The 9,218-nt window shown below is 62.3% G+C and carries 8 protein-coding genes; 2 read left to right on the forward strand and 6 right to left on the reverse strand.

The features are described 5' to 3' along the window. Nucleotides 1-95: 95 nt before the first annotated feature. Together ACPT9U_RS16755 and ACPT9U_RS16760 are read right to left on the reverse strand one after the other, a co-directional pair. Nucleotides 96-473 carry a hypothetical protein gene (locus ACPT9U_RS16755; protein WP_341649121.1) on the reverse strand — a complete coding sequence of 126 codons (378 nt, stop codon included), beginning with the start codon at nucleotides 471-473 and terminating at the stop codon, nucleotides 96-98. A 288-nt stretch (nucleotides 474-761) separates the two neighbouring features. Continuing rightward, nucleotides 762-1,025, reverse strand: coding sequence for a PsiF family protein (locus tag ACPT9U_RS16760; protein ID WP_282810718.1), 264 nt, complete (start codon nucleotides 1,023-1,025; stop codon nucleotides 762-764). Between the two features lie 599 nt (nucleotides 1,026-1,624). Here ACPT9U_RS16760 and ACPT9U_RS16765 point away from each other — a divergent pair. Next, complete coding sequence (locus ACPT9U_RS16765) at nucleotides 1,625-2,653, forward strand: AAA family ATPase (protein WP_435751783.1); 1,029 nt, start codon at nucleotides 1,625-1,627, stop codon at nucleotides 2,651-2,653. Further along, nucleotides 2,631-5,123 carry a S8 family peptidase gene (locus tag ACPT9U_RS16770; protein ID WP_435751784.1) on the forward strand — a complete coding sequence of 831 codons (2,493 nt, stop codon included), beginning with the start codon at nucleotides 2,631-2,633 and terminating at the stop codon, nucleotides 5,121-5,123. The genes ACPT9U_RS16765 and ACPT9U_RS16770 overlap by 23 nt, the downstream gene beginning before the upstream one ends. Nucleotides 5,124-5,535: 412 nt before the next feature. Here ACPT9U_RS16770 and ACPT9U_RS16775 read toward each other — a convergent pair whose 3' ends face one another. The 4 genes from ACPT9U_RS16775 to ACPT9U_RS16790 form a co-directional block, all read right to left on the reverse strand. Continuing rightward, the gene (locus ACPT9U_RS16775; RefSeq protein WP_043742009.1) at nucleotides 5,536-6,579 is read right to left on the reverse strand and encodes a DMT family transporter; all 1,044 of its coding nucleotides are present in this window, start codon (nucleotides 6,577-6,579) and stop codon (nucleotides 5,536-5,538) included. Nucleotides 6,580-6,650: 71 nt separating this feature from the next. Further along, nucleotides 6,651-7,337, reverse strand: a complete 687-nt coding sequence (locus ACPT9U_RS16780; protein ID WP_043742012.1) for a hypothetical protein — start codon at nucleotides 7,335-7,337, stop codon at nucleotides 6,651-6,653. 20 nt (nucleotides 7,338-7,357) lie between these two features. Continuing rightward, on the reverse strand, nucleotides 7,358-8,092 hold the full coding sequence (locus ACPT9U_RS16785; RefSeq protein ID WP_043742014.1) for a HupE/UreJ family protein: 735 nt from the start codon (nucleotides 8,090-8,092) through the stop codon (nucleotides 7,358-7,360). A 63-nt stretch (nucleotides 8,093-8,155) separates the two neighbouring features. Continuing rightward, nucleotides 8,156-8,566: a hypothetical protein gene (locus ACPT9U_RS16790; protein WP_043742015.1), complete on the reverse strand. Its 411-nt coding sequence runs from the start codon at nucleotides 8,564-8,566 to the stop codon at nucleotides 8,156-8,158. Nucleotides 8,567-9,218 lie beyond the last annotated feature (652 nt).

The raw sequence follows: 9,218 nt of genomic DNA on the forward strand, positions 1-9,218 counted from the left end.
CCGCTCGCGAGCCTGAACCCTCGCGGTCACGGCGACGCGTGAAGCAAAAAGCCGCGCCACCGGGGGCCGAACCGTGAGGGTGTGAGAAATGCGGGCTAGAAGATGTCGAGCGTCATCACGGTCGGCCCCGCCATCTGGCCCACCCAGGCCAACTCGTTCGCGCTAAGCATGTTCGCGCCCTCGTGATCGATCTCGTGGGCCAGCACACACTCGGCCCGATCAATGATGAAGGCCGTTTCCGGAAACGGCTCGCCGTATTTGGTCTGCCAGGTGTGCGCCGCCCGCTCGAAGGCACGTTTGGCCAGCATGCGCTCGGCTTCTCGCGTTGCGGCAAGCAAGGGACGCAAGCCGACCCGCACGAAACGGCCCGTGCCCGGATGCTGGAACACGAACAAGGCGCGTTGGCGCACATCAAACCCGGGCGGCATGGCGAGCGCACGGCGGGCACGCATCGCGAGTGATTGCATCGTCATGAACGCGATTCTCTGGATTGTGCAATCCAGCGGCCGAGTGCTTGGATTGTGCTATCCACGGTATTCAGCGTGGCCACTTCGGATGCGGGCGCCAGTGCGTGATCCGGCCATAATCGGTTCGGATCGAGTCGTCGTTTCCAGATTCCGATTCAGTTTGTCATCGAGGGAGCATTACCCCGACGAATGCCGTCTTGGCGGTGACCTCAAGCCTGACGGCCCGCTTACCCGTCATGAGGCGACTTCTCATGGATGATGCATCATCTGATGTGATCGGTCCGCAGCTGAGACTCAGCCGCCCAGTGCATCCTTCACGCACTTCTTGGTGAAACTCGTCCGCGCAGCACCGGCAAGCTTCTTCTCTCCGGCTTGTGCATCGCAATTCGCGACCGCGTCCTTCTCGCACTTCTTCAAAAAGCTCGCCTTCGCGGCTCCAGCGAGCTTCTTCTCCGCGGCGCGCGCACTGCAGCTACCCTCGTCGGCCTGTGCCGCCCCCATCGGTGCCAGCGCGATCCCCAGCACCACAGCCAAACCCATCCACAGCGTACGCATCATCAATCCTCCCTATTTCGCGGGGGCACCACTGCCGACCCACGGCAGGAGGATGCGGCAAATTGTTCCACTCGGGTAGATGTTTGGGCCGAGCACTTGTTACAGGGCCGTCAAAGGACCGTAACTGAGCATCAGCTGCCGGAGGCTTGATGGCGCCGTCAGGCAGTAATGTGTCTGTCACCTGCCGTTCGAGCGTCAGGCGACGGTGAACGGCGGCTACTCCATCGCGCCAATTGGAACTACCGACCCACAGCGGTCATAGAGGCTTCCGCAAAGCTGCCGATCAGCCGGACGGGTCTCCCGCGAGTTTCGCTTCTCTGAAGCTGCCGTTCGCCGCCTCACACACTCGGCCAGTTGCTGCCGTTGCTAGTTCCTGCGGAACGTGTCATTCACGTGACCGCTGCTCTCCGGCAAGCGCCGGTCACTTAACTTCGGCGCGAGGTGCTCGGGATGATGGGCAATTAGGTGAATTTCGAGGGCAAGCCCCTTGAGCAGCCGAACGCGATGGAGCGGGCCAGCTGCCATCATTGTTGATAGAATTGCAAGTCGTAGCGTCTATAAGGTTGGCAAGGAGCCCCAGACAGCTAATCACGGAAGACGACATGGCCAGCGCAGATCAACTTAAGGCGCTTGTGAAATCCCACATCAATCGCGACGATGGGCAGTTTTACTCGGTCGCCATGCAGGTTGCGGCGCACGAGGCGAAGGTGGGACACGGTAAGCTCGCGGAAGAACTGCGCGACATGATCGACGCAGCGAAGGTCCGCGCCCAGCCGGGCGAGACGGGTAAGCTGGTCCAGATGGCGCGCCCCCGCGGCGAATTGGCCAAATTGCTGTTCGTGAGCTACCCGAAGAACCGCATCGCGGACATGGTGCTGGACGACTCGGTTCATCAGCAACTGCAGCGGATCATGAAGGAGCAGCGGATGTTCGCACGCATTCGCGAGCATGGCCTGTCACCTAGACGTAAATTGCTGCTGGTCGGACCGCCCGGCACGGGCAAGACAATGACCGCATCTGTGCTCGCTGGAGAACTGGGCATCCCGCTCTTTCTAGTGCGCCTGGATGCGCTCATCACGAAGTTCATGGGCGAAACTGCCGCCAAGCTGCGTCAAGTCTTCGACGCAATTGCCGACGTTCGTGGCGTCTATTTCTTCGACGAGTTCGATGCGATTGGCTCCCAACGTGGGCTGGCGAACGACGTCGGCGAGATCCGTCGCGTACTCAACAGCTTCCTCCAGATGATCGAGCACGATCAGTCGAACAGCCTGATCATTGCAGCCACCAATCACCCGGAGATTCTCGATTACGCCTTGTTCCGCCGCTTCGACGATGTCATCGAGTATCACCTGCCCACGCCGGCACAAACCATAGAGTTGATCCGCGCGCGGTTGGGCAGCTTTGCGCCCAAGCCGTTCCCGATGAAGGCAGTCACGAGCAGAGCGGATGGCTTGAGCTACGCCGAGATTCGACGTGCGGTCGACGAAGCGATCAAGGAAGCCGTCATGCACGATGAAGCAAGGGTTGGATCCGATGCTCTTGGGCGTGCATTGGAGGAGCGGCGGTGGCTGAACGAAAAACTGAAACAGAATAACAAACCGGTCAACCATGGCGGATCAGGCACCCGATAAGCGGCGGCACCTCGTTCTTCACGACACTTCGAATACACAGGACTTCACGGCGCACAGCCTTGGCGGCGGCGACAAGAAGACCGTCCCGGAACTTCCACGGCAGCAGCACGGTCTTGCGCTGCGGGCCCAACTCCAGGCGCTGAAGCCGGTAGCCCAGGCTGCAGCGGAGGCACAGCAGCACTACGGTCTCGAAAGCGGCCTGGGACTGCAGATCCAATTTGTCAGTCAGCCTGACGTCGAGCTCGCGTTCCAAAGCCTTGCCGACGAGCGGAAGAGGATCGAGCTCCTCAGCGTTCACACGGAAGGTCCGATCACTTACGCCAACGTTTTTGTGCCCGATGGCCAGTTGGCACGCTTCGAAAAGTACGTCGTCGAGTACCTCGAAGAGAAGAAGGACAAGAACGGCACCCCCCGCGACCACAAGGCACTGCTCAACACCATCGCCTCGATCCGCTCGGCGGAGCTGCATGCGTTATGGACCGATGATCTAGAGTTGCTGCCCGACGACGAGCACGAGCCATTCTGGTGGGAAGTTTGGTTGCCCGTGCGTAGCCGACGGCAAGCCGTCGTGGAGGACTTCAGAAAGCTTGCCGAGCTGGCTGGCTGCACCGTCAGCGATCAACAGGCCAACTTCCCCGAGCGAACGGTCGTGCTGATGTACGGCTCCCAACGGCAGTTTGCGCAGTCGGTCATGTTGCTGAACTGCGTCGCAGAACTGCGGCTCGCCAAGGAGACGGCCGAGTTCTTCGACGGCATGGCTGCGGGTGAACAGCAGCAGTGGCTGGATTCGACGCTAGCGCATGCGCAATTTCCCGCGGAGGACAGCGACACCCCTCACGTCTGCCTCCTGGACTCGGGCGTCAACCGCGGCCATCCGCTGCTCTCCCCGCTGCTTGCAGACGCCGATATGCACACGGTGGAGCCGGCCTGGGGCACCGACGATGTTGCCAATCACGGCTCCGGTTTGGCCGGGCTCGCGGCGTTTGGGGACTTGACAGAGGCGCTCGCCTTCAATTTTCCGGTTGTACTGGAACACCGCTTGGAGTCTGTAAAGCTCACACCCGGCGAAGGGGCCAACAAGGGAGATGCGAAGCACCACGCCTATCTGTTTGCGGAGGCCGTTAGCCGTCCCGAAGTCTCCGCGCCGAAGCGACGCCGGATCTTTATGTCGGCGGTGAGCGCGTCGGACTACCGCGACCGCGGTCGTCCATCGTCCTGGTCCGCGACGGTGGATCGATTGGCGGCCGATTCGGATGGTGCCGGGGCATTTCCTCGCCTGATTATCCTTGCCGCTGGCAACACGCGCGAACACAACGCCTGGATGGACTATCCGGCCAGCCTTTCGACCAATCTAATTCACGACCCCGGACAGTCCTGGAACGCCGTCACTGTCGGAGCCTACACGGACAAGATTGAAACCGAGACCGTCGGCGTCAGCGTGATCGCTGCGGGGGGCGGCCTGAGTCCATTCACGACGACTTCACGGACGTGGGATAGTGTTTGGCCGTTGAAGCCCGATGTCGTCTTGGAGGGTGGTAACGTCGGCAAAGATGCGCTTGGGGCGGCGGGAATGCCGAGCCTCAATCTCCTCACCACACATCATCGCCCGCATGACCGACTCTTCACCACAACCAACGCAACCAGCGCCGCATCAGCCCTGTGCGCCCGCATGGCCGCACAGATCATGGCGGCCTATCCAAGGCTTCGCCCGGAGACCCTGCGTGCGTTGATCGTCCATTCGGCCGACTGGACTCCCGCGATGCGCAAGATGTTCTTGCCCGAGGGCAAGAGGCCGAGCAAGCAGGATTACGTGAATCTCATCCGGCACTGCGGATGGGGTGTGCCGGACCTGAATCGAGCGCTATGGAGCGCGGGCCATTCGCTCACACTTGTGGTGGAGGACGTGGTGCGCCCCTATGCGAAGGAGAAGGAGCGTGGTGTGGTTACTCGCCACATGAACCTTCACGGTCTGCCGTGGCCACGTGAAGAACTCGAAGCTCTGCAGGACGCCAAGGTGCAGATGCGAGTGACCTTGTCGTATTTCATTGAGCCCAACCCGTCCGCACGCGGCACCTCTTCGAAGTTCCATTACCCATCGCACCGTCTTCGGTTCGACGTGCAGCGCCCACTGGACGCATCAACGGAGGACTTCGTTGCCCGCGTGAACGCGGCGGCCAAGCGCGAGGATGCAGGCGACCCAATTGATCCAAAGGATCCCGACTGGTACTTGGGCGACCGCCAACGGCATCGCGGCTCCCTCCACCAGGACGTTTGGGAGGGCACCGCGGCGGATCTTGCCAGCCGAGGCTTCATTGCGGTCTACCCCTCGACGGGCTGGTGGAGAACGCGCCCCGCCCTGGAGCGCTATGACCTGCCGGTGCGCTACAGCTTGGTGGTCTCTCTCCGCACCGAGCAGGTCGAAGTTGATCTATACAACGCCATCACGCAAAAGATTGCCATTCCAACGTGACAGTTGCATCGATTAGCGATGTAACCCGAAGCAGCGAATGCAAGGAATGGCGGCCAGCGGCTGCAGCACGCGCATGGTGGCGCGCGGTTCGTGGTTCCAACAAGCAGCCGCAAATGTCCGTGAACTAGTCGACTTCCCGTTGCTGTCGAGCGGCAGGAGGACTCGGAAAGATGTCGTCGACTTGTCGCGGAAATGAATGACCGGATCGGGTCGCGACGCGGCCGACGACTCTTCATGTTTGCTGCCGTAAAGCGGTCAGTGAGATTTCACGTCCGATAAGCGGTCGCTCGCCATCGAGTGTTGTCGACCCAAACCAGCCGTCGGGCACTTTGTGGTGCGAACGGCAAGTAACCGAGTGAAGCCGTCACCTCGCATGACATGTTGGGCGACGTGAAATTGGTGCTTCGTTTAATCAATGTGAGTGCCGATGGTGGATGTCTGGAAAGTGCGGGTGCTTGTGGACCAGCCCCTCGTGGCGGTGCCAATGCTCATGTGGCTCGTCACTGTTCCAGGCGAAGTCGTGTTCGTGCTGGTGGTGTTCGTCATGGGTGTGCCGATGGCCATGCTCCATCGGCTCATGCGTGTGCTCGTGCTCGTGGTGCTCGGTGAGGTGTAGCCACACCCCCCAGCCCATCAGGGCTGCCGCAATCCAGAATGCGCTCGAGGTCGACTCGCCGAGCAGGACCAGCGACACGGCCGCACCGATGAAGGGCGCGGTCGAGAAGTAGGCGCCGGTACGCGCCGTGCCCAGTCCGCGCAGCGCAAGCACAAAGAGCACCAGGCTGATGCCATAGCCGAACAACCCGACGACCATGGTGCCGAGCAGGACCGCGCCGTCCGGCAGGCTCGCGCCGAGCGCAAACGCCAGCCCGACGTTGACCGTGCCAGCCACTGCACCCTTCGTGGCCGCGATGAAGAGCGCATCCGATGCCGACACGCGCCGCGTCAGGTTGTTGTCGATTGCCCAGCACAGACAGCCAGCGGCGATGGCTAGCGGACCGATCCAATCGTTCGCGCCCTCTTCACCACCCGACCAGGACAGCACGACACCTCCGGCCACGATCGCGAGCATGCCGAGCACGATGCGGCGGTCGGTGTTCTCCCTGAACACGACCCACGCAATTGCGGCGGTCAGTACCGCTTCAAGGTTGAGCAGCAGCGACGCGGTCGCGGCACTTGTGCGCGTGAGACCGAACATCAGCGCGAGGGGGCCGAGCACGCCGCCGAAGAAGATCGCCCCCAGCAGCCACCGCCATTCCCCCTCGGCCAGGCCGGAGGGCGTCCAGCTGCGATCGCGGATCAGACGCGACGCAGCCAGCCCGAGCCCGCTGCCAAGGTAGAGCAAGCCGGCCAGCAACCACGGCGACATCTCGCCGACCAGCAGCTTGGCGAACGGGGTGCTCGCGCCGAACAAGGCCGCCGCGAGCAACGCATGGATCACGTAGATGTTGTTCATTGCCCTTGCCAGACCGGTGTGGCCAGAATGATCGGAAGCGCCCCCACCCCGGCGGGATGGGGGCGCTGCGCTTACAGCACGCGCTCGATTTTGGTGTAATCGCCTTGGGTCTTGAGCGTGACCGTGACGTCGAAGCCGGAGCGGTTCCGCCAGAACCAGCCGTGCTTGCCATCGAACGCGGCAACCAGGTCGCCCTGGTTGCCGAGCTCGTTACGCCCCTTGCCGTAGCCGTGATAGAAGTTTTTCGGCGCGTCGTAGGGGTCGCCATGGGTGTCGAAGTTCACCGGGCCACCGGCGCTCGCCCACTCATAGCGGACACGGCTGTCCTTGTTCATCGTCAGTTTGACCTCGGCGCCCTGACCGGGTTTGAGCGTCACGGTCACCGTGTCTTGTCGTCCGGCGACAGGCTCGGGCGCGACCGCTGCGGGCGGCAGTGCGGCGACCGCGACGGGCGCCGGTGCCGGGACAGGCGCCGCTTCGGCACGAACCGTAGGGGCGACGGCTACGGGCTGTGCGGGCGCCGTTTCCGTAGCAACGCGCTCTTCTGCGCGGGCCTCAGCCGCCAGCGACATCTTGATTTCGCCCATCGGTGTCAGACCGAGTGCGCGGCCGATGCCCGTGGGGTCGATGCCGTACTCGGCGGGCAGTACGGTGGTGACGAGCAGTCCGCCGGCGATCAGGGCAGCGAGGGCGGTCGAGCGCAGCAGCTTGCCGGTGGTCGGCAGGTCGGCGCGTTTGGGAAGGTCGGTGTTGTACATGGTGGATGACTCCAGGAATCTCAGGATACGAACAGGCCGGTGAGCTGATAGCCGATCAGCATGAACCCGGCGCACATCATGGCGACGTTGGCGGTATAGGCGTGCTGGAAGAAGCCGGCGGTACGACGCCAGAAGCCCATCGCGATCAGGATTGCGCCGAGCGCGAGCAACTGGCCGATCTCCACCCCGACGTTGAACGCCAGCAGGTTGGGCAATAGGCCATCGCGGGCGATCTCGAACTCCTGGATCTTGGCCGCCAGGCCGAAGCCGTGGAACAGGCCGAAGACCAGGGTCGCCACTTTGGTGTTCGGCTGCACGCCGAACCAGCGCTGGAAGGCGCCGAGGTTGTCGAGCGCCTTGTAGACGACCGACAGGCCGATGATCGCGTCGATCAGGTAGGCATTGACGTTCACCCCGGCGTAGACGCCGTACAGCATGGTGACCGAGTGCCCGATCGCGAACAGGCTGACGTAGAGCGCGATGTCCTTGAGCTTGTAGAGGAAGAAGATCACCCCGGCGAGGAACAGCAGATGGTCGTAACCGGTGACCATGTGCTTGGCGCCAAGGTAGGTGAAGGGCAGCAGGTGCGTGCCCGAGATCTCCTGGATGTAGCCCTTGTCGCCCTCGGCCACGCCATGAGCGTGCGCGAAAGCGGTCAGGAGCAGGTAGAGCAGTACGCCTGTGAAAGCATGCAGCAGCGGCCCGGAGCGTGGCAGCACGGCTGCCCGCCCCCGGCTGGGGAAGGAATGCGTCATGAGAGTCTTCCGATGAAGTTTGCTGGGTGAGTCCGGCGCTTCACGCGCGCGGAACTCGACAGGTCAAACGATCAGGAGACGTTTTGGCGGGCGCTCGAGCAGGGCGCAGGGCGCGGGATAGGCGGGTCGACGCTCGTCGGCGAGCCACTGATCGGACAACGGTGGGATACCCATCGCGTGCGTGGGCGGCACATTCGGCTTGTCGTGACTGTGATCGGCCGGGTTGTGCCCGTGTTGGTGGGGGCCGCCCTCGTCCTCGAAGTCATCATGGCGATGTCCATGATCGTCCTGACCTGTGTCTGCATCGGCAAACGCCTGCGCGTGCGTGCTTGCACGCAAGGGGTCGTGAGACAGCGAGATCGCGCTCGAGAACGCGAACAGCGCATGCGACAGCATCAGCAGCCCGATCACCCCCCTCACCAGCATGCGGGCGATCTTTCGCGAGAAGACGGACGAGGAGGCAAACACGGTCATGTCGGGTCGGTTTCGCGAGGGCTGGGCGCCTTCGGCGATCCGTCGGCCGTTTTATACAGGAGTCCGGCTTGTTGCGGGAAATTCCCAACGATTGGATACGTCAGGGCCGTGGCGAGAATTGCCCCTCCCACGCGTGGACGCAACTCCGTTGCCGCACCAAGGTTGGGGGCGAGGCAAGGAGAGCAGCAGGCGGGAGTGTGGCTCGGATGGCCGTTATCCCGATGCTGATGCGGTTTGCGAGGTCGCCGCAGAGCTTTCTAATAGCTAGAACAGAACGTTGTCGTTCAAACATCAAACAACACTCATCAGCTTGGGAAGGTTGGTTTTGAGCTATCTCGCCCGTTTCGTGAGCCTGCCCAAGTCATCAACCGGCTGAATGCGCGTCTGCCGTTCGGTCAAGGCCTTGGGCTGACGAAACCCAGCCCGCCAACCCTGACCGTACCCTTTCATTCTTATGACTTAAATGTAATTGTAGGGTCACTGCCCTGTCAGTCGCTGGCTCCTATGATCGAGTCCATGGTTGCTCAAACATGAGCAGCCAATCTGGACAACTGGACAAGGAGCCATCATGAAAAAGTCGATCATCGCCGTTCTCGCCGTCTCGGCCATCAGCACCCTTGGATCTTCCGCTGCGTTCGCACACGAGGACTAT

The sequence above is a fragment of the Thauera sp. AutoDN2 genome (genome assembly GCF_051280715.1).
Lineage (GTDB): Bacteria > Pseudomonadota > Gammaproteobacteria > Burkholderiales > Rhodocyclaceae > Thauera.